General features: G+C 68.4%; 17 protein-coding genes and 3 pseudogenes. 6 read left to right on the top strand and 14 right to left on the bottom strand.

Features of this window, described 5'->3' with window-relative positions; genetic code table 11:
* The coding region (locus tag ACWEKM_RS20320; protein WP_451622578.1) for an RICIN domain-containing protein at positions 1–812 on the top strand (812 nt) is incomplete at its 5' end.
* A 698-nt stretch (positions 813–1,510) separates the two neighbouring features.
* Positions 1,511–2,611, top strand: a complete 1,101-nt coding sequence (locus ACWEKM_RS20325; protein WP_451622579.1) for a class I SAM-dependent methyltransferase — start codon at positions 1,511–1,513, stop codon at positions 2,609–2,611.
* Between the two features lie 120 nt (positions 2,612–2,731).
* On the opposite strand, the pseudogene ACWEKM_RS20330 reads toward ACWEKM_RS20325, so the two are convergent.
* The 4 genes and pseudogenes from ACWEKM_RS20330 to ACWEKM_RS20345 all read right to left on the bottom strand — a co-directional run.
* Positions 2,732–2,857, bottom strand: a pseudogene (locus tag ACWEKM_RS20330) (SAM-dependent methyltransferase); the annotation flags it as partial.
* Between the two features lie 172 nt (positions 2,858–3,029).
* A complete protein-coding gene (locus ACWEKM_RS20335; RefSeq protein ID WP_451622580.1) occupies positions 3,030–3,749 on the bottom strand; it encodes a hypothetical protein in 720 nt (239 codons plus the stop codon).
* 229 nt (positions 3,750–3,978) lie between these two features.
* On the bottom strand, positions 3,979–5,115 hold the full coding sequence (locus ACWEKM_RS20340; RefSeq protein WP_451622581.1) for a methyltransferase: 1,137 nt from the start codon (positions 5,113–5,115) through the stop codon (positions 3,979–3,981).
* Between the two features lie 332 nt (positions 5,116–5,447).
* Positions 5,448–6,989 carry a PucR family transcriptional regulator gene (locus ACWEKM_RS20345; protein WP_451622582.1) on the bottom strand — a complete coding sequence of 514 codons (1,542 nt, stop codon included), beginning with the start codon at positions 6,987–6,989 and terminating at the stop codon, positions 5,448–5,450.
* A 93-nt stretch (positions 6,990–7,082) separates the two neighbouring features.
* Between ACWEKM_RS20345 and ACWEKM_RS20350 the strand changes: the two are divergent.
* Together ACWEKM_RS20350 and ACWEKM_RS20355 are read left to right on the top strand one after the other, a co-directional pair.
* Positions 7,083–8,261 (top strand): annotated as a pseudogene (locus tag ACWEKM_RS20350) (NAD(P)/FAD-dependent oxidoreductase); the annotation flags it as partial.
* 58 nt (positions 8,262–8,319) lie between these two features.
* Positions 8,320–9,267, top strand: a pseudogene (locus tag ACWEKM_RS20355) (amino acid permease); the annotation flags it as partial.
* 200 nt (positions 9,268–9,467) lie between these two features.
* On the opposite strand, the gene ACWEKM_RS20360 reads toward ACWEKM_RS20355, so the two are convergent.
* The 8 genes from ACWEKM_RS20360 to ACWEKM_RS20395 form a co-directional block, all read right to left on the bottom strand.
* Positions 9,468–10,433, bottom strand: coding sequence for a DUF1177 family protein (locus ACWEKM_RS20360; protein WP_451622583.1), 966 nt, complete (start codon positions 10,431–10,433; stop codon positions 9,468–9,470).
* Positions 10,427–11,164 (bottom strand): dipeptidase PepE, encoded by a 738-nt coding sequence (gene pepE, locus ACWEKM_RS20365; RefSeq protein ID WP_451622584.1) that lies wholly within the window; start codon positions 11,162–11,164, stop codon positions 10,427–10,429. The genes ACWEKM_RS20360 and pepE overlap by 7 nt, the downstream gene beginning before the upstream one ends.
* A gap of 8 nt (positions 11,165–11,172) precedes the next feature.
* Entirely contained in the window at positions 11,173–11,832 is a 660-nt protein-coding gene (locus ACWEKM_RS20370) for an HAD family hydrolase (protein WP_451622585.1), read from the bottom strand.
* Positions 11,825–12,709 carry a CehA/McbA family metallohydrolase gene (locus ACWEKM_RS20375; RefSeq protein WP_451622586.1) on the bottom strand — a complete coding sequence of 295 codons (885 nt, stop codon included), beginning with the start codon at positions 12,707–12,709 and terminating at the stop codon, positions 11,825–11,827. Before ACWEKM_RS20375 ends, ACWEKM_RS20370 begins: the two co-directional genes overlap by 8 nt.
* The gene (locus ACWEKM_RS20380; RefSeq protein ID WP_451622587.1) at positions 12,706–13,542 is read right to left on the bottom strand and encodes a carbohydrate ABC transporter permease; all 837 of its coding nucleotides are present in this window, start codon (positions 13,540–13,542) and stop codon (positions 12,706–12,708) included. Before ACWEKM_RS20380 ends, ACWEKM_RS20375 begins: the two co-directional genes overlap by 4 nt.
* On the bottom strand, positions 13,529–14,437 hold the full coding sequence (locus ACWEKM_RS20385) for a carbohydrate ABC transporter permease (RefSeq protein WP_451622588.1): 909 nt from the start codon (positions 14,435–14,437) through the stop codon (positions 13,529–13,531). The genes ACWEKM_RS20380 and ACWEKM_RS20385 overlap by 14 nt, the downstream gene beginning before the upstream one ends.
* Positions 14,430–15,734 (bottom strand): ABC transporter substrate-binding protein, encoded by a 1,305-nt coding sequence (locus ACWEKM_RS20390; protein ID WP_451622589.1) that lies wholly within the window; start codon positions 15,732–15,734, stop codon positions 14,430–14,432. Before ACWEKM_RS20390 ends, ACWEKM_RS20385 begins: the two co-directional genes overlap by 8 nt.
* 113 nt (positions 15,735–15,847) lie before the next feature.
* Complete coding sequence (locus ACWEKM_RS20395; protein WP_451622590.1) at positions 15,848–16,717, bottom strand: MurR/RpiR family transcriptional regulator; 870 nt, start codon at positions 16,715–16,717, stop codon at positions 15,848–15,850.
* Between the two features lie 167 nt (positions 16,718–16,884).
* On the opposite strand from ACWEKM_RS20395, the gene ACWEKM_RS20400 reads away from it, so the two are divergent.
* Positions 16,885–18,015 (top strand): pyridoxal phosphate-dependent aminotransferase, encoded by a 1,131-nt coding sequence (locus ACWEKM_RS20400; RefSeq protein ID WP_451622591.1) that lies wholly within the window; start codon positions 16,885–16,887, stop codon positions 18,013–18,015.
* Between the two features lie 256 nt (positions 18,016–18,271).
* On the opposite strand, the gene ACWEKM_RS20405 is transcribed toward ACWEKM_RS20400, so the two are convergent.
* On the bottom strand, positions 18,272–19,162 hold the full coding sequence (locus tag ACWEKM_RS20405) for a carbon-nitrogen hydrolase family protein (protein ID WP_451622592.1): 891 nt from the start codon (positions 19,160–19,162) through the stop codon (positions 18,272–18,274).
* 185 nt (positions 19,163–19,347) lie between these two features.
* Between ACWEKM_RS20405 and ACWEKM_RS20410 the strand changes: the two genes are divergently transcribed.
* Positions 19,348–20,028 (top strand): GntR family transcriptional regulator, encoded by a 681-nt coding sequence (locus tag ACWEKM_RS20410; RefSeq protein ID WP_451622593.1) that lies wholly within the window; start codon positions 19,348–19,350, stop codon positions 20,026–20,028.
* A gap of 31 nt (positions 20,029–20,059) precedes the next feature.
* Here ACWEKM_RS20410 and ACWEKM_RS20415 read toward each other — a convergent pair whose 3' ends face one another.
* Positions 20,060–21,763: an ABC transporter ATP-binding protein gene (locus ACWEKM_RS20415; RefSeq protein WP_451622594.1), complete on the bottom strand. Its 1,704-nt coding sequence runs from the start codon at positions 21,761–21,763 to the stop codon at positions 20,060–20,062.
* Positions 21,764–21,799: the final 36 nt, after the last annotated feature.

The raw sequence follows: 21,799 nt of genomic DNA on the forward strand, positions 1-21,799 counted from the left end.
CCTTCCTGGTGCTCGGCCTGGGCGACGACGACAACAGCCGCACGGTCAACACGGCACCCATCGGCGGGACAACACTCGACCCCGGCATGTCCGACGACAAACCGACCGCCGACTACACGGCAGAATCCCCGTCGCCCTCCGCGTCGCCCACGGCCTCGTCGCGCCCGTCCAAGTCCGCCTCGCCGAGCGCGTCGGCCGCCGAGACGAAGACCGCGCCCGCGCCCGTCGCCAAGGAGACGGCCGCCGCGAAGCCCACGGCCCAGCCGAAGATCGAGGTGAAGGCGAAGAAGGCCCCCGCGCCCACCACCCGGCAACTGGTCAACGCCCTCTCCAACCGAGCCAACGTGCTGGTGCGGAACGTCGCGACCGACATGTGCGCAGACATCCCCGGCTGGGGGGAGGGCAGGAAGGCCGGCCCGGTGAACCAGGAGCACTGCCAGCACGACTACACGGACAACATGCTCTGGGACCTGAAGGTGACGTACCCCGGCAGCGGGCCCGAGGGATCGAGCCTGTTCGTCATCAAGAACCGTACGGACGGGCTGTGCATGGACCTGCCCTACTACGGCAGCGTCTCACCTGGAACGAAGGTCGCCGAGTACTACTGCGACGGCACGAACGCCGACAACCAGCTCTGGTGGCTGGACCCACGGCCGGAGGGGTACTGGATCCGCAACGTCGCGAGCAACCTGTGCCTGAGCGTGACCGGCGGCAGTGCCGCCGGATCAGACGCCAGGCTCCTGGCGATGAGGTGCGGCGACACGTCGACCAGTGCGCAGCGTTGGATGATCGCCCAGTTCGTCAAACCCTGAGCAGGACCCCGTGAAACGGGTACGCAGCCGACGGCAATCACAGTGGCCGACTCGCCCTTCAACCGTCGGCTGCGTCCCCGTCGGCTGCGTGCCGCCGACCGATATGGACCCCAACGCCCCGGCACGGCTTGGAAACGATCCGGCCATAATGTCATGGCCATGCAGAATTCACGGAATCTCCACCGCGTCGCCCACCCTGTTTCGTGAGCGTGCCGCGCGAGTGAATCCACCGGGTACCTTGGCGGGCCTGTCGCGTGGTCCGTCCTGTGGGCGAGACCCGAGTCGCACAGCAACTCACGGTGAATCGCTCGATATTTCGGCTTCTGGGCCTGGGGCCGGGAGCTGACCGGATCGAAGCGATGGGATACGGCCGTCCCCCTGCCGCGTTGACCCGTGAGTAACCGGGGCGCTAGCTTCCCGGTGGTTTCGCGCAAACAGTTCGCGGCGGCATTCGAGGCGACAGCCTGCCCACACATCGACGGGTCGTGCCTGCCGTGTTCCCCCCACCGTGCAATCTCCCTGATGAGGCGGAGAACCATGACGCATGCCGTGCGCGACGTGGATGTGTTCACCGGAGCAACCCCGTGCGGCGAACCCGCCCCCGCACCCACCGCCGCGGTCAGTCGCGCCGACGGCGCCCCCGCAGCCGATTCCCCCCTCGACCAACCGGCCGTCGGCCCGCCCACGGAGGAGCCCCGATGAGCGACCATCCCCAGCCGCACCCCCACCCCCAGCCTCCGGCGTCCCCGCGCAGCCACCAGGTTGCCTCAGCGCGCCTTCGCTACCGCGCCGACCTCGAGCACGGCGTGGACCGGTTCTTCGAACCCCGCCGCACCACCTGCCCCTGGTGTGGCTCAGACCGGCTGACGACCCGGCTGCGCACCACCGACCTGATCCAGCACAAGCCGGGCCGCTTCGTCCTCGACCGTTGCCGGGACTGCCGGCACATCTTCCAGAACCCGCGACTGAACGAGGCGGGCCTGGAGTTCTACTACAGCGACTTCTACGACGGTCTGGGCGAGAAGGACCGCGGCACACTCTTCGCCGGGCGCATGGGGATGTACCGGCGGCGCGCCCAGTCCTTGCTGCCGTACGCCCCGGACCCCAAGAACTGGCTGGACGTCGGCACCGGCCACGGTCACTTCTGCGAGGCGGCGCGCACCGTTATGCCCCGTACGACCTTCGACGGGCTGGACTTCACGGACGGCGCCGAACTCGCCGAGCGGGCCGGGCGGGTGGAGCGCGGCTACCGGGGCAGCTTCCCCGACCTCGCCCCGGAACTCCCCGGCCACTACGACGTCGTCAGCATGTTCCACTACCTGGAGCACAGCACGGAACCTGACCGCGAACTCGCCGCCGCACACCAGGCGTTGCGCCCCGGCGGTCATCTGCTGATCGAGGTTCCCGACCCCGACAGCCGCTTTGCCCGCCTCCTCGGCCGCTGGTGGCTGCCCTGGCTCCAGCCGCAGCACCTCCACTTCGTCCCGGTCGTGAACCTGCGGCGGCGACTGACGGAGCGTGGCTTCACGGTGGTGGCGGAACAGCACGCCGATCCCCACGACCCGATCGACCTGCTCGCCGCCGTCTGGCTGGCGTTCGACGCCGCGGCCCCGCGCGAAGACCTCCCCTGGCTGCCCCGGCCCCCGGGCGCCTTCCGCCGCGGGCTCCGCTCGGCGCTTGTGCTGGCCGGTATCCCGTTCTTCCTGCTGACCACCCTGCTGGACCGGCTGGCGATCAAGCCGCTCGCCCACCGACTGGGCCTGTCCAACGCCTACCGCATCGTGGCCCGCCGCAACTGACGTACCCGGCCGCGCTGTTCGTGACGGGTAGAGGCAGCACCTTCAACCGGCGTCGCGACCGTTGCGAGGAGCCTTGCCCGGCGCGGGACCCCGTGCCGCTTCCGACGCCTGATTCTCAGGCCTGGCCATGACGACCAGACCCGGCCCGCTCTGCTCATCTGCGGGGAGCCGAAGTTCGGCGACCGGGCGTAGTCCAGCCTGCTCGATCAGGTCCACGAGTTGTTCCGGCCGCCACCTGTCCGTTGTCCGCGCCGCGGAAAGCGAACGGGCGAGTGCCACTGGCCAGCGACAGCACCTGGCCGATGACACCGCCATGGGTGAACACCGCCAGGCGCTGGCCGGGATGCTCGTCGGCGAGCGTTGGATCGCCTTGCGGACGAGATCCTGCGACGGGGGCTGGGTCCCGACCGTCGCCCGATCACTGACGGGGGATCGTCCTCCCCTCGTCCTGTGGGCCGCGAACCCGGGTCAGCAGGTGATCGATGGCGGGGCGAAGGGGCGCCGGTTGCCCGGTCGACGCCCAGGTCGCGATGCCCACCGGCCGGCCGCCGTCCCGCTGAATGCCCTCGGCGAGGCGCCCAAGGCTCTCCTGGTGGAGCGTGCCGTTGACGAAGAGGTAAGCGGCGCAGTCCACCTCCCGTGCCCGCCGGACAAAGCTGTTCGAGGCCGCCGTCTCGATGCGGCCGGACTCGGTCAGGGCATACGCGGCGAAAACACCGATCCTGATGCCGCCCGGCTGCGCCACCAGCACGGCGAGCGGCTCACCCAGGTCGGCGCTGGGCTTGCGTTCCACCTGCTCGCCATCCGCGCATGCAGCCTCGACAGCCTCCACGACCCGGTTCTCGAAGACCGCCATCTCCACGGCATGGACCTCTGGATCCCGGTCTGCCGCCGGGTTGAGTTTCTTGAGGACGTTCAGCGTGGCCTGAGCCTCCTCCGTCAGCCCGGAACGGGCTTGTTCGTCGGCCTGCCTGCGCAATTCCGCCATCGTGAACTCCCAGTCGCCGATTCGTACGCTCTCGATGGTGCGGCCGCTCAAAGCCATCAGCAGAAACAGCCCACCGATCACTACCAGGGTGGAGCTGCCCGCTTGGTTCGCCGAGACAAAGACCGCTACCACCCCGGCCCCAGCGAGCACGCTCCCGGCCACCCCGGCCGCCGGCCGCTCCCACCTCTCCAACCGTCCCAAGCGAACGAATGGTGACCCGCCCTGCGCCCCCGTCATCCTTCCGATCCCTCCCGACATGCGTGAATCCTATGATCAGGCGACCTGAATCGGCCCCAAGTTCCAACGCATTCAGCGGAGTTACCACCCGCCATGAGGTCGTGAGAACGCCGTGGGCGAAGCCGGCCGCATGGCGTTCCGGTCATGTTGTTGTGGTCAGACGCCAGAGGGACGTGGTCTCGGCGCTTCGTGCGGCGTGGAGCGGGTCGGTGGTGTCCTTGGACCGTGGGTGCCGGGGCCTGGTGTCGATCTTGTCCGCGACCTGGAGGTGTGCTGCCCGGACGGCGGCCAGCAACTGTCGGCGACTCCTAAGACCGAGGTGTTCTGCCAGGTCCGACAGGATGAGCCAGCCCTCTCCGCCGGGACGGAGGTGGGCGGACAGTCCGGCGAGGAAGCCGTGGAGCATGGTGCTGTCCGGGTCGTAGACGCCCTGCTCGATGGGGCCGGTCGGATGAGCGGGAAGCCAGGGTGGGTTGCATACGACGAGGTCGGCGCGGCCTTCGGGGAACAGACAGGGGCCCGACACGTCGATACGGTCGGTCAGTGCGAGCCGGTGGACGTTCTCCTTGGCACAGGCCAGAGCGCGTGAGCTGATGTCGGTGGCCACGACGCGGTTGATTCCTCGGCGGGCCAGGACCGCGGCGAGGACGCCGGTTCCCGTGCCCAGATCGAATGCGGTGCTGGTGGCCGGGCTGTGCCAGGTCACCGGTGGCAGCGGCGTGTGGGCGACCAGGTTGACGTATTCGCCTCTGACGGGTGCGAACACGCCGTAGTGCGGGTGGACGCGAGTGCCGAGCGTCGGCACTTTCACCCCCTTCAAACGCCACTGGTGAGCGCCGATGACTCCCAGAAGCTCCCTGAGAGAGACCGCCATGGGCCCCTTCGGCGGGCCATAGGCTTCCCGACACGCCTGGCGAACGTCGGGGGCCCGGCGCAACGCCAGGGTGTAGTCGTCGTCCAGCAGTACCAGGAGCTTGCCGAGGACACGGGCGCGATGGCTGGCGGCGCGTCGGTGCTGGTGGAAGGACTCGCTGCAGGAGGCGCCGGACCTGGGCGGCTTGCGATCGAGGCGGCGGCTCATTGCCTGCAGCAGCTGCCGGGCGCCCTGGAAGTCGCCTCTCCAGAGCAACGCCGTTCCTTCGCATGCCTGACGGTAGCCGTCGTCGGCCTTCATCCGGTCGTCGGCGACGACGGCTCGTCGCGGGCAAGGGGTGCTGTTCTCGGAATGCCAGCGGGCGGACTGGCGGGTGGGGCCTTCTGCCCAGTGGAGCGTGGACACGCATACTCCTCGTGATCGAACGTGCAGGACACGAAGAGCGCTTCGAGGAGGGCAGAGTGGACCGACGCCTGTCCACCGGACAGGCGTGCGTTGAGGCAGGTGGCCGCTACCGCCCTCGCGTCGAAGCGCGAGAGCGGACGTCCCAGAGAACCATGCCAAGCGTCACGGTCAGCCCCTTCGGTGTGAGAGGTAGAGCAGGTTCGCACAGGTGTCGCTCGGCTGCCAAAACACGCCGGCGACCGGGAGTCGACGACCAGCGTCACGGGGTGGGGGCGGCGGCCCCTGCCGGTACGGATCCGGCGGTGGAGCCGTTCGCGTGGGTCGTTCGCAGCTCAGGGTGTGGCGGGGTCCGGCTTCGGTTCGTGTGGTTTGTCGCGTCTGAGTTGGGCCTGTAGTACCAGGGTCATGGCCAGTCGCTGCTCGGGGTCCGACAGGTCCACTCTGTGGAGGGACTCGATCCGGCGCATGCGTTGCCGGACCGTATTGGGGTGGAGCCGCAGGACTCGCGCGGCGCGGTTGTAGTCGCCCCAGTTCATCAGCCAGGTCAGCAAGGTGTCGGCGAGTGCGTCCCGGTCGCGGCGCTTGCCGTCTGGTTCGCCGAGGCCCTGGAGCATGTCAGCGGAGACGAGGGAGTGCGTACGGCGGATGACGACTTGGGCCCATACCTCTTCATAGCTGACGGCCACGCGGTCCAGAGCTACGCCGGTTCGCAGCACCTCAAGGGCCTCCCGCTTCCTGGCCGGCAGGACGGTCACCGAGGAGGCAGGGCGACTTGCGCCCACCGGTCCGATGCGCCCGTTCAAGCTCAAGGAGCGAGCCCAGTTCCAGCTCCCGGGTCCGTCGCCGTCCGTGAGGATCGCGAACACCAGCCCCTCCACGTCGGCGAGGATCGGATCGGCCCAGGCATGGCGTCGAAAGACGGTGCGCAGCAGCCCGAGGTCATCCTGTGCGGTCGCGTCACCGAGGCGGCCCATGGCCGCCACCCGGACCTGTCGCGCCGGCAGGACCAGGGTCTCGCTCAAGGAGCGGTCAACGGGGCTGCGCAGCACCTCACGAACCCGGCCCGCCGTGTAGCGGCCGGACAGATCATCGTGCGCACGCAGCCGAACGAGCAGCAATCCCAAGGAACGGGAAAGGTCATGCAGGTGCTGCCGCGTCTGCGGTGTCAACTCCCCGGTGTGGATCGCCCAGATGGAGCCTACGAGTTCCGGGCCGACTCTCAGCGGAACGACCAAGCGGGTCAGGAAGCTCGGATCCTCGATGCTCACGGTGAACGGTTCGCGGCTCGTCGCAAGGCGGCGGAAGGTGCCCGCCGCGCGCAGCTGCGTCACGATCTTGTCGGGTACCGCGCGCCCCAGGATGCTGTCCATCCGCGCGTCGTCGGCGGTCTCCCCGAAGGCCGAGTAGGCCAGGACCTGATGACGGACGTCTTCGACGGTGACCGGAGCCGCCAGCCGCTCGGCGACGGCGTCGGCGAGCCGGAAGATCCGTTGATGTGTGTCGTTGACGTTCTCCAGTGGCATGTGGACTTGTTGGAGCACGGCATCGGCCATCGAGATGAACTGGACCCAGCCGACCTCATCGGCCAACTCCCCCAGGGTGACCCGGGCATCGCCCGCCAACTGCTCCGCCTGATCATCGACAGGGCCGCGGAGCACCACGCCCGCCGCCCGCCGTTCGACGGCGTCGGCGATCACTTCGCGCTGGGACTTCGCCCCAAGGGCCCCGGTGGCGAGAACGATCACACCATCAGGTGCCGTGTCGGTCAGGTCGCCGTGCACATGGAGCCCGGTCACCTCTTCCGGTCGGCCGACGACCAGCGTCGTAGCCACACCCGGGCCAAGAGTCTCCAGGATGCGATGCGCGGTTGCCATACGTCGGGAGTGTACTCATCGGACAGTTCAGAACCGCGGAAATGTCGAACCGTGACATTCTCGTGTGATGGGTTTCACTTCACCATGGGGCCCATGACAAATCTGGTGCGTGGCCGAACTCCTCGACGTGTCGCCGTCGTTGGGGCAGGCATGGTGGGGCTGTCCACTGCTTGGTATCTCCAGGAGTACGGCGTGGAGGTCACAGTCCTCGACCGTGAGCGAGTGGCAGCGGGATCCAGTTGGGGCAACGCCGGTTGGCTGACCCCCAGCATCGCGACCCCGCTGCCCGGACCCGCGGTGCTCAAGTACGGTTTGCGCGCCGTGCTCAAGCCCTCTTCGCCGGTCTATGTGCCACCGTCGGCACGTCCGCGTCTGCTCGCATTCCTGGCCGGTTTCGTCGGCAACAGCACGCAGCGGCGTTGGGATCGCGCGATGGCGGCGCTCGCCCCGCTGAACAGTACGGCGCTGGATGCCTTCGCGGAGATGGAGGCCACGGGTCTCAAGGTGACGTCGAGGTCGGCCGGGCCCTTCACCGTCGCCTATCGCGAAAAGCGGGGGCGACAGGCTCTCCTGGACGAGTTCGAGCACATTCAAAGACTCGGGCAGGCCGTGGACTTCGATCTGCTCGACGCCGACGAAGCGGTGGCGGCGGTGCCCGCCCTTTCGCGCAACATCAGCTGCGCTCTGGCGCTCAAAGGCCAGCGCTTCATCGACTCGGCGGCCTTCGTGGGGACCCTTGCAGAAGCGGTGGTGTCGCGCGGCGGAGTGCTGCGCGAGGGCTCCGGGGTTGCGCGAGTCGCCGCGGACGGAGCCGGGGCCTGGGTCGGCGGGGCGAGGTATGACGCCGTCATCCTGGCGACGGGTACGCACTTGAACGAGCTGGCCCGGCCGTTCGGTGTGAAGCGAATCGTCCAGCCCGGCCGCGGATACAGCTTCTCGGTCAAGGCCGAGGCGCTTCCCGACGGCCCGGTCTACTTTCCGGCCGAGCGACTCGCGTGCACTCCCCTCGGGGGTCGACTCCGCGTCGCCGGAATGATGGAGTTCCGGCCGGCCGAAGCGCCATTGGACCGACGGCGCATCGCCGTCATGACCTCGGCGGTCGGGCAGCTTCTCGACGGGCTTCAGCTCGACGACCGAAGCGATGAGTGGGTGGGCTCGCGACCGTGCACCACGGATGGGCTTCCGCTCATCGGGCGGACCCACAGCCCGCGTGTGTTCGTGGCAGGGGGCCACGGCATGTGGGGAGTCACGCTCGGCCCCGTCACCGGCAAGCTCCTGGCGCAGCAGATCGTCGCCGGTGGAACCCCCGGTGCGCTGCGCGCCGTGGACCATGGAGTTCTGGTTCTCGATGGTCAAGGTCACCGCGATCATCGGCATGATCGTCATCGGCGTCGGCGTGCTCACACTCGGCTTCTCCGACGCCGGCGACACCGCCACCGTCACCAACCTCTGGAGCCACGGCGGCTTCTTCCCCAACGGTGTCGGGGACAGCCTGATGACCTTGCAGGGCGTGATGTTCGCCTACCTCGCCGTGGAACTCGTCGGCGTCACCGCGGGTGAGAGCGCCGACCCGGAGAAGACCCTGCCCAAGGCGATCAACACGCTGCCCTGGCGCATCGTCATCTTCTACGTCGGCTCCCTCATCGTCATCCTGTCCGTGGTCAAGTGGACCGAGTTCAGTGACGGCGTGAGCCCGTTCGTGGCCGCCTTCGGCAAGATCGGCATCCCGCTGGCCGCCGGCATCGTCAACTTCGTCGTCCTCACCGCGGCGCTGTCCTCGTGCAACTCCGGCGTGTACTCCACCGGCCGCATGCTGCGCGACCTGGCCACCAACTCCGAGGCGCCGGACTTCTTCGGCAGGCTGAGCACCCGGCGGGTGCCGGCCGCGGGCATCGCGATCTCCGTCGTCGTCATGTCCATCGGCGTGGTGCTCAACTACCTCGTTCCGGACAAGGCGTTCGGCTACGTCATGTCCGTCGCCACCGCGGCCGCCATCTGGACCTGGGCGATGATCCTCGTCAGTCACATCCGCTACCGCGCCAAGGTGGTCAAGGGCCTGCTGCCCGTGTCCTCCTTCCCGGCCCCGGGCGGCACGGTGTGCAGCTGGATCGCGTTGGCCTTCCTCGTCTTCGTCACCGTGCTCACCGCCCTGGACCCCGACACCCGTGTCTCGCTCTACGTCGGTCTCGGCTGGGCCGCGCTGCTCACCGTCGGCTGGGCAGCCGCCAAGCGCGCCACGGAACATACCGACGAACTGGAGCCGGAGTACGCCGACTAGGCGCTCCGCTGGAAGCGCCGCGATGTGCCGTCGGTCGTCTGCGACACCATCGTGGCCGGTCGCGCAGTTCCCCGCGCCCCTTCAGGGCGCTGTCGAACCGCAACGGACTTCGCCGAGCCGCAGGCCCCGACGAGGACGCGGACGGCGGCACCACCGGACGAACCTGGTGGTGCCGCCTTGTTCCGGCCGGACGGCCCGCGTCAAAGACCCTTGCCTCCCCGCGCGTCCGCCGTTTCGGGAACGCGCCCTACCAGATGGGCCATGGACCCGTAGGTGTCGACGAAGCGGAGGTACTCGGCTTCGTCGTGGAACTGGAGGGCGCCCCGGCCGAACCGGCGAGCCGCCTCGACCGCGAATCGCGCTGCGTGCTCCAGGTTCTCGGGCCGGTTCGCACCCGTGGTGGAGCCATGGATCGGATGACGGGAGACCGATGCGAGGCCGATGACAGGGCCGTCGAAGTAGTTGCCGGGCTGCATGATGCTGTTGATCCGGAAGAGTCCGGAGGACAGGGGCGTGATGTCCTGCATGGTGATCGGCAGCGCGACGGGTGGCTCGCTCGTCACCTCGCCGAGCAGCTTCATGACATCGGGGCTGATGCGGAGGAGCACACCGTTCTTCAGCGTCGCGGTCGCCGCGATTCCGGTGTGGTTGATGAGGTAGTGGCTCCGGGTGGTGTCGATGGAGATCAGCGCGTCGGCTTCGGCCGGGCTTTCATGCAGCCGCAGCAGCTCGTCGATGGGAACGGGGCTGTCCATCTGTCCCGGCACGGGATGGTCCCTCGTGGGTGCCGCGGGACATATGTGGGTCACGACGATGACGTCGCCCTTGGTCGGCTCTCCGCGCTGATGGGCTCGCGCGAGCTTCAGCGCGACGGCGGTGGCGACGATCGCCCCGTCGGCGTCGGAAACCGTCCCCTCCTTGCCCGGGCGTACTCCGATGCCGCCGAGACGTCCGATGACGGCGAGGGTCGGAGCGGCGTTGCCCGCCGAGCCGGGGATGGTCCAGCGCAGGACGTCCGTGCCCGCGTGTTCGCCGTCGATCCGGGTGACGGTCGGCCACAGGGACGCGTCGGCGAACTCGTCGGCGAAGTGGTTTCGGATGCTTGCCCCGCCGGCGCTCGGGAGGTCGATGAGGTCCCAGGCGTCGAGGATCTCGCGTGTCAGCACGGGTGGTCCTTATGTGTGCTCGGTTGCGGAGTTGATGGGTGAAGCAGTGTGGAGAGGTCGGCACCGTCCCCCAGTTCGCGCGTTCCTGACGTGTGGAAGAGGGCGCCGCCGCGTCCGTGGACGGTGAGCCGGTCGTCCGTGCGCTGAACCCAGGAGCCCTCGTGCAGTGCGAGGACGGGACGGTGGTGCAGGTCGATGTATTCGCGGATGCGGTCGTGGCGGCTTTCGCCGGCGTGGGTCGGATCCGGAGTCCGGGTGGGGAGATGCACGTTCAACTGGAACGGCAGGAGGCCGAGGGCGTGCGGTGAGGCGATATGCACGATGGGCATCGAGTTGGTCGTTGCGATCGTGGGGCTGAGAACGTTGGTGCCGGCGCTGATACCGATGTAGGTCATCCCGTCCGCGACGCGGCTGCGGATCAGTTCGGTCAGCCCGTGGGACTGCAGGGTCCGCAGGAGCAGGAAGGTGTTTCCGCCCGAGACGAGAACCACATCCGCCCGGCTGATCGCCGAGGCTGCTTGCTCGGGATCGGTGAGGGTGTGTGTCGTGGCGCCGATCGTGCCGAGTGCGCCGCGGAGGGCGCTGTGGTCGTGGTCGCCGTGTACTTGCGCGTAGGGCAGGTGCGCGATGCGGCTACCGCCCACGAACGGTTCGAGCGCGTCGAGGGCGTAGGCCAAGGGGGGTTCTCCGACCAGCGCGGCGTTCGACAGGCCGAAGACGGGGCCGGGCACGGGACACCTCACTGGTGGGGGATCGTGGTGAGCAGACGCGTGAACTCCCCTACGTCGGCGAGCAGATGGGTCGGGTGCGCGGTGGCGAGACGGGCGGCATCGTGCGCACCTGTCGTGACGGCGGCGCGGATACCGGCACCTGCCCTGCGGGCGGCGAGAACATCGTTCACGGTGTCGCCGACGACGGCGATCGCGCTCATGCTCGACGCGTGTGTGCGCAGAGCCGCTTCGAGGACGAGGTCGGGGTGGGGCCGCCCGCGCAGTCGCGCGTCAGGGGTGAGCGCCGCATCGATGACGTTGTTCCACCCGAGGTGCGTGAGCAGCGCGCTTTGCACGGTTGCGGAGAAACCGGTGATGAGGACCACCTGGATACCGGCGTCGCGGAGGGCAGCGAAGTGTTCTTCGACCCGTGGCATCGCGGTGACCCGGTCGGCGCGGACACCGGCGATGAGCGCGTCGTCGAACCGCTCCAGTGCGGCGTCGGCGCGGTCCTCGCCGAGCATGCCGACGAGCATGTCACGCTTGGAGCCGCCTCGGGACCGTGCGAAGAGCGCTGCGTCGAAGTGGTCGCCGGTGACCGAACGGACCGCGGTTTCCACGAGCCCGTCCTCTCGGACGGTGGTGCCGGCGAGGTCGAAGACCGCGGTTTCGATGGGGCTGTCAGACATGTATCGGGTTGCTCCATGCGCGTTGTCCGGAACTGTTCCGGACGGTGATTCGGACATAGCCGCCCCGGAAAGGGGCGAGGGGGATCTCGGCTTCGGCGAGGTCCTCGCCGAAGACGTTGGTGACGGTCTGGCCCCGACCGGCCGCGAAGACGGCCTCGACGGGTGTGCAGCGCAGCCGGAGCGTGTCCGCGGTGAGGGAGAGCGCCTCGATGCGCGGGCCCTGGCTCGCGTAGTAACGACCGTCCTTCAGCGCGCCGATGACGGCGTCGACGCTGCGGTCCGTGGCTTCGACCATGACCCAGCCGTGTCCATGGTCGGGGCGACCGTCGAAGTGTGCGTCGTCGACCGCGACACCGCCGATGCGATGGCCGCGGGCGGCGAGGGCGTCGGCAAGGTACCAGCCGTCGACGCGCTCGTCCCACCAGCGGCTTCGCTCGTTGTAGATCTCGACGGCGTGCACCGGCCCGAGTTGTTCGGCATCAGTGGCATCGATGCCCTGCCCGCTGGGGTGAGCGAGGGACACCCAGGCATCGGCGGCGCGCAGCTGAGCGACGAGGCCGGCCGGATCGTCGTCGAACGCGCCCGCGTCAAAGCCCGCCGGGACACCGGCTGCGATGATGTGCCACCGGTCGCCGTGGCGCGTGGACTGCGGATGGAACTCACCGCCCGGTAGGAGCAGGATGCCCTCGACCGGGCTGCTGGTGGTGATGGTGGGCCGCGGCCCGAGCTGGTGATCGGTGATCGCCAGGAAGTCATACCCTGCGTCCCGGTACCAGGTGAGGAGATCGTCCGGGCAGAGGCGGCCGTCGGAGCGGGTGGAGTGCGTGTGCAGGTTGCCGCGGAGCGGGGGGTGCACACCGAGCAGGTGGCGGGTCATCGTATGGCTCCTTCGAGGGTGACGGCCAGGAGTCGGCGCCGGAAGATCAGGAACAGGATGACTGTGGGGAGGGCGGTCATCGTCGCCGAAGCCATCAAAGGGCCGTAGCTCACTCCGCCTTCGAGGGAGGCGAACTGCGCGAGGCCCGCGGCCAGCACCTGCGATCCAGGTTTGTTCGCCACCAGTTGGGGCCAGACGAGTTCGTTCCAGGTCGAGATGAAGACGGACAGCGATATCGCGAGGATCGGTGCCCGCACGGCGGGGAGCACGATCTTGGTCAGGGTCGTCCATGAGCCGGCGCCGTCCAGCTGGGCCGCCTCGATGACCGAGGTGGGAAACGCACGGAAGTGCTGCATCAGCAGAAGTACCCCGAACGCGTTGGCGATGTGCGGGACGATGAGCCCGGGGTAGGTGTTGAGCAGGTGGAGGCGCGACAGAAGCAGGAAGTTCGGAATGTAGGTGACCACGAAGGGTACGGACATTCCGACGAGCATCGCGGCGACGAAGGCGCCCTGTCCGCGGAACCGCCATCGGGACAGTGCGTAGGCCGCGGGGATCGACACACAGAGCAGTCCGAGCGTGACACCTCCGGCGAAGATGACGCTGTTGCCCAGCTGGAGCGGGATGTCGCTGTCGGAGAGCGCGGTCCGGTAGTTCTCCAGTGTGGGGCTGCCCGGGATGGGCCGCAGTGCGGCGCCGCCGATGTCGCGTGGCGTGGTGAGACTGATGCCGAGCATCCACACCAAGGGGGCGAGGGTGAGCGCAGTGGCGAGCGCGAGCGCGAGGTGTGCCGGGAGTGTGCGGAGTCGCCGCAGGCGTTCAGACGAGGTCATAGGTGGTCCGGCGGTCCATGAGGCGGTACTGGAGGATTGCTGCTGCCGAGAGCAGTGCGATGAGTACGACGGAGCCCGCGGCGCTCTGTCCGACCTGGAAGAACTGGAATGCCGTCCGGTACACGTCGAAGAAGAGGTTGTTGCTGGCATTGTCCGGGCCGCCGCCGGTCATGATCTGGAGCGGGACAAAGGCGTGCGGGAGCGCCTGTAGGAGGGCGGCGGTCGCAACGAAGATCAGCGTCGGACGAGCCATGGGGAGGGTGATGCGGGTGAGCATCACCCAGCCCCGGGCGCCGTCGAGGCGTGCGGCCTCCCGGACACTGGCCGGGATCCCGCTGAGCCCGCCGAGGGCGACGATGTAGTTGAAGCCGAAGCTGTTCCAGCTGGCGGCGGCGCCGACCGCGGGAATGACCGTGCTGGGATCGTTGAGCCAGTTCGCGCCGTGCCATCCGAGTACGTCGAGCGCGGCATTGATCGGTCCGCCGGTGGGAAGGTAGAGGTACTGCCAGACAATGGCGCCTACAGCTGATGAGACGACCGCGGGAAGGAACAGCGCGGTTCGGTAGAACCCGAGGAGCTTCGGGCCGACACCGAGGGTGAGCACGGCGAGGACGACCGGCACCAGGAAGTTGCCGATGAACGCCAGTCCCAGGTAATAGGCCGTCTGCAGGAGTGTCTGTCCGAAGTCCGCGGACGTCAGCAGCTCCGCGTAGTTGTTCAGACCCACGAAGCGCGGCAGTGGACTGATCAGGTTCCAGTCGGTGAAGCTCAGCGCTATCACGGCCAGGAGCGGGAAGAACAGGAACACTCCGAAGACGACCGCCGTGGGAAGGACATACGGCAGCGCCCGCCGCCCGTCCTGGGTGTGACGCGCTCTGGGGGTAGGCTCAGCCACATGTGCTCCCGGCGAGGTCGGAGTCGATCCGGCCGGCGGCGTCATCGAGCGCCTTCTGCGTCGACTGCGTGCCACCCATGATCGCCTGGGTCGCGTCATACATCACCTGCGACGCCTGCAGACCCTTCGGACCCGGGAAGGACACCCAAGGAACGATGGCGGGCAGGGTCTTGGAGGCTTCCTGCTGCAGCACGTTCGACTTCGTGTACGTTGCCGCGGCACCCTTCAGCGCCGGGAGGTATCCGGTGCCCTTGACATAGGTGGTGACACTGGAGTCCTTCGTCGCGAGGTAGTCGATGAACTCGCGTGCGGCGATCTTCTCGTCGTCGCTCTGGGCGAAGGAGAACAGCGCGTTTCCGCCCGCCGGTATCTTCAGGGACTGGTTGCCGAAGGTGGGGAACTGAGTGGCCCCGAGAGTGAACTTGGACTGTGCCTCAAGGTTGGCACGCGAGGAACTCGCCGTGATGAGCGTCGCGGTCTTTCCGCCGAGGAACGCCTGGAGCGCCTGGTCGGAGCTGAGGTTGGTGGCGAGACCGTTCTTCGCCAGGTTCCCCATGAGGCCGATCGCCTGCACGCCCTTCTCGCTGTTGAACGTGGCCTTCGGTGATCCGTTGACGCAGCTCAGCACGGTTCCGCCATTGCCCCCGACCATCGCCATCGGGATGTAGTTGTCGCCCGTGAACTGTTGGAAGTTGACCAGCGGCACATTCAGCTCGGACTTCATCTGCTTGGCCGCCGCCTGCCAGCCGTCCCAGGTCGTGGGGAGCTTGGCCGGGTCGAGGCCCGCCTTCTTGAGGAGGTCCGCGTTGTAGTAGACCTCAAGGGCGGACAGTCCGTAGGGCATTCCGGCCTGCTTGCCGTCGACCTGGCCGAGCTGGAGGGTCGGCTTGCCGTAGCCGGAGGTGTCGATGCCGAGGTCGGTCATCGACACATAGGGGAACGTGGATGCCACGTACTTGATACGCGAGTAGCCGATCTGTGCCACGGCCGGTGCGTCTCCTGCCGCGACGGACGTCTGCAGCGCGGTGAGCAGGTTCGAGTAACCGTCGTAGAACCTGCCTTCAACGGTGATGTCCTTGTGGGTCTTGTTGAAGTCGGAGATCAGCTTGTTGACCGCGTCCGCGCCGAATGCCTTGGTGTTGATGTGCCAGTACTGGATCGTGGTCGGCTTTGAGGGGGAGGTCGCGGACGGGGTGCTGGAATGGCTGGATGACGACGCCACACAGGCGCCGGCGCCGAGGGCGATGGCCAGCGCGAGCGCGGCGGCGACGGTACCGCGAACACGGATGTGCTTCACGAGGGCTCCTTCTGCGGCAAGAGTTCAGTGACGAGGAGGTGTCGGCAAGTTGGTGGGGAGATGGCGAGGGGATTGCGGGGGAGGGGGTGGCAATGAACTGCGGGAACAGCGGGTCAGAGAAAGAGGTCGGAGGTCGCCGCGCTCGTGGCGTCCAGGGCCGCATCGGCGCGGTCCCGGTCTTGCAGTGCGACGGCCACATAGATGGCGTCGAGCACGGTGAGATGAGCTATCCGGGACGAGAGCGCTTCGAGGCGGAAGCTCAGTTCCGGCCCCCCGGCGACCAGTTCGACCGTCGCGCATTCGGTCAGCGGCGACTTGGCGAAGCAGGTGACGGCGATGACCGGGACGTCACGGCCGATGGCCTGGCGGGCGAGGGCGATCGTCTCGGTGGTGCTGCCGCTGTAACTCAGGGCGATCACCACATCGGCCGACCCGAGCCGCGTGATGGCGAGCCGCCGGGCCGTCTGCTCTACGGGGGCTGCCGCGTCCAGGCCGATCGTCAGGAAGCGGTGCGCGGCATCCTGTGCGGGCGCGGCCGAGGTCCCGGTGCCCAGGACAACGATCCGGCGGGCGCCTTGGACGAGGTCGACGGCCGCCCGGAACCGCTGGGAGTCGATGGTGGTGAGCACCGCGCGGATCGACCGGATGTGCAGCTCGCTGATGCGCTGCAACACCTCACCGGGTTCCGTGATCGGAGCCGTGAGCGCCTCGTCTCCGGAGCGCAGTTGTGCGCCGAGAGCGGCGTCCTTCGCGGCGGCGACCTTGAGTTCCTGGTAGCTGCTGAATCCAAGGTTCCGGCACGCGCGCGAGACCGTCGAGGGGCTGGTACCGGACTCGCGCGCGAGGTCGGAGATCGACCACGTCGCGAGGACCGCGCCGGCTTCGAGGATGGTGTTCGCGACGCGTCGGTCGCTCGGGCTGAGTGAGGGCAGCGCCACATGGACACGTGCCGCCACTTCGGAGTCGTTTCTGATCTCGTCCACGGCGTCAGGCTAGGTCGGGCGAGACTGGTGCGAGTGACGCCCCCATGAATCATTGGTAAACAATTTCATGAACTGAACTGTGGTTTGGAAATCCTTTCCAGCGCCGGTATAACGACTGCGTGCCTACTCTTCCCCTTCCCCTTCCCCTTCGCCGAGTCCCGCCGTCCATGACCAGCGGGATCCGCGACCAGATCAAACAGTTCGTCCAGCAGGGCCGCTCGATCCACCGGCTGGACGCCGGCGAGGTCGCGTTCCCGCCGCCGGCCATCGACGACGTCTTCCTGCGACGTGATCCTCAAGCCCAGGACCCCTACGGCCCTCCGCTCGGGCTGGCCGCACTGCGCTCCCGCATTGCCGACCAGCGTGGCAGCGCGTTCCCGCGGGGACTGTCCGCCGACGACATCCTCATCACCAGCGGCGCCAAGCAGGCCGTCTTCCTCGCCGCCAGCGTCCTCGGCGGCCCCGGCTGCGATGTGCTGGTGCCGGCGCCCTACTGGGTGAGCTACCCGCCCATGCTCCAGCTGACCGGCGGCAAAGCCATCGTCGTACCGACGAGACGGGATGACGGCTTCAAAGTCAACCCCGACCTCCTCGACCGCCATGTCACAGACAGCACCACCGCGATCCTCCTGAACTCGCCGGCGAACCCCACGGGGGCGCTCTACACACTCGATGAACTCGAAGCCATCGCCATGTGGGCGCACCAACGGCACATCTGGATCATCAGCGACGAGATCTACCGACAGATCACGTTCAACGACGGGGGCCCGGCGCCCTCCCTCGCGGACGTGAGCACCGATGTGAACTACGTCATCGTCGACGGCCTGTCCAAGGCGTACGCACTGGCAGGATGGCGCGTCGGATGGCTGATCGCGCCGAGCGAGGTCCTGAGCGCCGCGAAGTCCGTCATGTCCCACACGACGTCGCACGCGTCCAACTTTCCGCAACACATAGCCGAGCATGCGCTCGCAGACGACGCATACGTTTCCGATGTCCGGCGGGAGCTACGACGTCGCCGCGACATCCTGCTTCCGGCGATTCACCGCGCGGGGCTCCCGGTACTCCAGCCGGAAGGATCGATCTACGCGTTCCCCTCGATCGAACCGCTTCTGGGCCGGACCATCGGCGGTATCGAGGTCCTCGACGACACGAGCGCGGCCGCCGCTCTGCTCGCAGGGGCGGACATCGCGAGCGTCCCGGGTTCCGCCTTCGGCATCGCGAACCACCTTCGGCTCGGATTCGGCCGGCCCGCCGAAGAACTTGAGGCGGCGGGTGAGGCGCTTGCCTGGATAGCGTGACGGTTGCGCTCCGCTGGGTGCGCCGTGGTGTGTCGTCGGTTGTCTGCGGCGTCGTTGTGGTTGGTTGCGCAGTTCCCCGCGCCCCTTTTGGGGTGTTGTCGGACCGTGAGGCGTGGTGCTCGGCGGGGTGTGTCGTGGGGTGTTGTCGGTTGTCTGCGGCGTCGTTGTGGTTGGTTGCGCAGTTCCCCGCGCCCCTATAGGGACGTTGTCGAACCGCGAGGCCGGACAGACCGGGCTCGCGGTTCTGGGGCAGATTTCAGGCGACGGTGACGCGGAACTTTCGGTTTGCCAGGCTGGGGTTCTTGGTTCGGACGGCGTCCACCCGCGCCGCGTCCAGGACGGCGGACGCCACCCCGGGAGCCTCGCCCGCCGACGCCGCCACATGGCCCATCGGGTCCACGATGAGGCTCTGGCCCGTGCAGACGGGGCCGGTCTGACCGCAGGCCAGGACATACGCGGTGTTCTCGATCGCCCGGGCGCGGACCAGCGTGGTCCAGTGGTCCTCCTTGGCCGGGCCGACCACCCAGGCGGCGGGGACAACGAGGGCCGTGGCACCCGCGTCGACCAGGAACCGGGCCATCTCCGGGAACCGAAGGTCGTAGCAGGTCATGACGCCGAAGGTGAGCCCCTCCAGGGTGAAGAGCAGGGGCGCGGGCGCATGGGCCTGGACGCGGTCCGACTCGCGGTATCCGAAGGCGTCGTAGAGGTGGACCTTGCGGTACACCCCGAGCGGATCGCCCTTCCGGTCCACCGCGAGGACGGCGTTGCTGGGCCGCTCGCCCTCGGTGGCCGGTGCCTCGGTCATGCCCGCCACGACCGCGATGCCGTGCCGCTCGGCCAGCGTGCCGATCGCGGTGGCGAACGGGCCGTCGATCCGCTCGGCGTGCGCGGCGGTGTCCGCCTCGGGGTCGGGGTTGGAGTACATGGCATTCTCGGGCAGCACGACGAGTTGCGATCCCTGCGCGGCGGCCTGCCCGATCAGGGCTGTGGCGGCCTTGAGGTTGGCGGCCTTGTCGGGGGTGGCGTTGAACTGGGCGACGGTGGTGAGCATGGGCTGTCTCCTAGCGGTGCTGTAGGGGGCGGCGGTGCGGGTGGTGGTCTCGGTGCGGGCGGTGGTCTTGGCGGGGGCCGCCTCGAAGCCTGTCATGAGGGCGCCGTGCTCCATGGTGAGGACCAGTTGGTCGGCCCCATGCGTCGGCGCGAGTTCCTTCTCCGTCGCGGACCGGGCCGGCGTGACCCATGGCTGGTCCGACCCATGGCTGGTCCTGCTCGGGCACTGCGGACTCCCTCGGGATTCTGGTATACGTTGGGTATACATGACAAAGGGGCGAGATGGACTGGTCATTCGACGAGAACCGGCCTGCGACGGCCAATGAGCGGGCCTATCGGTGGGCGAAGGAGGCGATCCTCGACGGGCGGTTCCCCGAGGGGTCGTTCCTGGAGGAGAAGGTGGTCTCCGACGAGGCGGGGGTGTCGCGGACCCCGGTGCGCGAGGCATTCCACCGGCTGGCGGCGGAGGGATTCATCGACCTGCTTCCCCGGCGCGGCGCCCAGGTGCGGAGAGTGACGGCCGAAGAGCTTGTCGAGACCTATGAGATGCGGCAGGTCCTTGAGATCCACGGCTTCAGGATTCTCTGTGAGAAGCACATCGAGATTCCGGCCGAAATTTTCGCGTATCTGGATCAGATGGAGGATCCGGACCGTTTGGCGCGCTGCCGGGCCGGAGATCGCGAGGTCATCGCCGAACAGACGAAGATGGACTTCCTCTTCCACTATTCATTTGTGAAGGCGACCGGAAACAGCGTCCTGACCGACCTCTTCGCGAGCCTTCAACCGAGGCAGCAGAGGATCGGGGTCAGAGCCGTGTCGGTCGGCCCCAAGCGGCTGACGGTCATCGGTCCCGAACACCGAGCGCTGCTGGAGGCGTTGACCGTGCACGACTTCGACGCCGCCCAGCGCGTACTGCGCCGCCATCTGCAACCGGACGAGCGAGTGGTCTCGCACCTGCACTGACCCGGGGCCGGCCGCGGTGGATGACGGCGCGTCACTTCGCCATCGCCTGCCAGAGCCTGCGGCGCTCGGCCTGCTCCGCGGGGTCGGGCACCGGCGCGGCCGCCACCAGCCTGCGCGTGTAGTTCGTCTGCGGGTTGTTCAGCACCTCGCGGGCGGGGCCCTGCTCGACCAGCCGCCCGTGCCGCAGTACGGCGACCTCGTGGGCCAGCAGCTCGACAACGCCCAGGTCGTGGCTGATGAACAGGCAGGAGAAGCCGAGCCTGTCCTGCAGTTCCTGGAACAGCCGTAGCACGGTGGCCTGGACGGAGACGTCGAGGGCCGAGGTCGGCTCGTCGGCGATGAGCAGCTCCGGTTCGAGGGCCAGCGCGCGGGCGATGCCGACCCGTTGTCGCTGCCCGCCGGAGAGCTCGTGCGGGAACCGGCCGGCCCAGCCGGCGGGCAGCTCGACCTGGTCGAGGAGGTCCTGCACACGCCTGTGGACGGCGGGGCGGTCCGCGAAACGGTTGGCGATCATCGGGGCGGCGATGGAGTCCCCGATCGACAGCCGGGGGTTCAGCGAGGATCCCGGGTCCTGGAAGACCATCGAGTACGTTCTGCGAAAGCCCCGCAGCGCCCGGCCCTTGAGGCGCGTCACCTCGGTACCACAGATCTCCACCGAGCCGGCCGAGGCCCGCGCCAGGCCGACGATCGCCCGGCCGATGGTGGATTTGCCCGAGCCCGACTCGCCCACCAGGCCGAGGACTTGGCCCTTGTCGATGGCCAGGCTCACGCCGTGCACGGCCTTGACGCCCTTGCGGCCCAGCCGTCCGGGATACTCGACCTCCAGATCGGTGACCCGGAGCGTCGCCGTCCCACCGGGGCCGGTGGCGGCGTCGGCCGGGGCCGGTTCCGTCCACCGGCCGACCTGCCGCCGCGGCACCGCGGCGAGCAGCCGGCGCGTGTACTCGTGCTGCGGATGGGAGAAGAGCCGGGCGACCGGGGCCTCTTCGACGACCTCGCCCCGCCGCATGACCACCACCCGGTCGGCGAGGTCGGCGACGACCCCCATGTCATGGGTGATGATGACGACCGCCGAACCGAGGTCCTTCTGCAGTCGGCGGAGGAGTTCGAGAATCTCCGCCTGCACCGTGACGTCGAGCGCCGTGGTCGGCTCGTCGGCGATGATGACCTCCGGCGAGCCGGAGACGGCCATGGCGATCATCGCGCGCTGCCGCTGGCCGCCGGAGAGCTGGTGCGGGTAGCTGTCGATGCGGCGCTCCGGCTCGGGGATGCCGACCGTGGTCAGCAACTCCAGCGTCCGCGACCGGGCCTCGGCGGTCGGCAACGGCTTATGGCACCGGATCGCCTCGATGATCTGCTCGCCGATGGTGTAGACGGGGTTGAGCGCCGTCATCGGCTCCTGGAAGATCATCGCGATTCGCTTGCCCCGGATGGCGCGCAGCGCCTCGGCATCGAGATCGAGCAACTCGGTGCCGTCGAACCGGATGCTGCCGCGGCGCCGGGAGCCGGGCCCCAGCAGTCCGAGCACGGACATCGAGCTGACGGACTTGCCGGAACCCGACTCCCCGACCAGCGCGACCACCTCGCCTCTGGCCACCGAGAAGCTGACCTGCCTCACGGCCGGTGTCCAGGCACCGGCGATCCGGAAGTCCACCGAGAGCCCCTCGACCGAGAGGATCGGGTCGGAAGACTCGGAAGAATCGGAAGACTCGGAAAAAGCCTTACCGGTTGTCATGGCGTCTCCTCGGAGGGTCACGCAGGACGGAACGGA

This window comes from Streptomyces sp. NPDC004752 (assembly GCF_053601275.1).

Coding starts and splice junctions, on each gene's coding strand:
- ACWEKM_RS20325 (WP_451622579.1), top strand. CDS start 1,511: ATGAGCGACCATCCCCAGCCGCACCCCCACCCCCAGCCTCCGGCGTCC.
- ACWEKM_RS20345 (WP_451622582.1), bottom strand. CDS start 6,989: ATGGCAACCGCGCATCGCATCCTGGAGACTCTTGGCCCGGGTGTGGCT.
- ACWEKM_RS20370 (WP_451622585.1), bottom strand. CDS start 11,832: ATGTCTGACAGCCCCATCGAAACCGCGGTCTTCGACCTCGCCGGCACC.
- ACWEKM_RS20375 (WP_451622586.1), bottom strand. CDS start 12,709: ATGACCCGCCACCTGCTCGGTGTGCACCCCCCGCTCCGCGGCAACCTG.
- ACWEKM_RS20380 (WP_451622587.1), bottom strand. CDS start 13,542: ATGACCTCGTCTGAACGCCTGCGGCGACTCCGCACACTCCCGGCACAC.
- ACWEKM_RS20400 (WP_451622591.1), top strand. CDS start 16,885: ATGACCAGCGGGATCCGCGACCAGATCAAACAGTTCGTCCAGCAGGGC.
- ACWEKM_RS20405 (WP_451622592.1), bottom strand. CDS start 19,162: ATGACAGGCTTCGAGGCGGCCCCCGCCAAGACCACCGCCCGCACCGAG.
- ACWEKM_RS20410 (WP_451622593.1), top strand. CDS start 19,348: ATGGACTGGTCATTCGACGAGAACCGGCCTGCGACGGCCAATGAGCGG.
- ACWEKM_RS20415 (WP_451622594.1), bottom strand. CDS start 21,763: ATGACAACCGGTAAGGCTTTTTCCGAGTCTTCCGATTCTTCCGAGTCT.